The 1,079-nt window shown below is 70.5% G+C and carries 1 protein-coding gene; it reads right to left on the bottom strand.

The annotated features are described in order from the left end of the window. The coding region (locus ACFYNL_RS39735; RefSeq protein ID WP_388813153.1) for an IS481 family transposase at positions 1 to 955 on the bottom strand (955 nt) is incomplete at its 3' end. Positions 956 to 1,079 lie beyond the last annotated feature (124 nt).

The raw sequence follows: 1,079 nt of genomic DNA, 5'->3' as shown, positions 1-1,079 counted from the left end.
TGTGCTGACCGGACAGGTTGGTGACGCGGCTGGCTGGTGTTTGGCCGCTGATGCCGGTGTGGGGTCGGTGGTAGTTGTACCAGTCCAGCCAGTCGGGAAACGCTGCCTGTCGTTCGGCGTCTGAGGTGTATGGCCGCTGGTAGGCCCACTCGTCGAGCAGGGTGCGGTGGAAACGCTCGACCTTGCCGTTCGTCTGGGGCCGCCAGGGCCGGGTCCAGCGAGGGCCGATGCCCAGGTCGCGGCAGGTGTCGCGCCAGGTGTTCTTGGTATAGGCCCAGGCGTTGTCGGTCATCACCCGCTCGACGGTGATGCCGCAGGCGGCGAACCAGGCGGTTGCTCGTCGCAGGAAGCCGGCGCAGGTGGTGGCCTTCTCGTCGGGCAGGTCTTCGGTGTAGGCCAGGCGGGAGTGGTCGTCCAGGGCGGTGTGCAGGTAGGCGTAGCCGGTCGTGGACCGCTTGCGGTTGGCGCGGCCGGCCGGGCGGCCGAGGACTTTGTGGCCGCCACCGTCGGGGATACGGCCGAGCTTCTTGACGTCGATGTGAATCAGCTCGCCGGGCCGGGCGCGCTCAAAGCGGCGTACGGGTTCGCCGGTAGCCCGGTCGCAGGCGGCGAGGGCGGGCAGGCCGCGCCGGACAAGGATGCGGTGGGCGGTGGAGGCAGCGATGCCCGTGCGGGCGGCCAGCCGCACCGGTCCGATGCGGTGTTCGCGGCGCAGGCGCACGACCTTTTCCTCGAGGGTGTCCGGGGTGCGGCCAGGCTGGTGGTGGGGGCGGCTGGAGCGGTCCTGCATCCCGGCGGGCCCGTGCTGGCGGTAGCGGGCTGCCCAGCGGGCGGCGGTCGTGTGGCTGACCTGGAAGCGTTCGGCGGCCCTGCGCAGCGGCCATCCGTCCTCGACGACACACCGGGCCAGACGCAGCCTGCCGGTCGCCGTCAGCGGGGCGTTACGGTGGAACAACGAGGGCCTCCTGGCAGTCGGTTGTAGATGTCGCAATCCACACCGAACCCAGAGGCCCTCGCCTCGTTCAAGGACCGCTCAAGGCGTGTCGCCTGTCACCAACGTCCTGGGACAGCACACCTAG

Origin of the sequence: Streptomyces sp. NPDC007808, from assembly GCF_042868655.1 — a bacterium.
Classification (GTDB): domain Bacteria; phylum Actinomycetota; class Actinomycetes; order Streptomycetales; family Streptomycetaceae; genus Streptomyces.
This window is presented reverse-complemented; position numbering and strand designations above follow the sequence as displayed.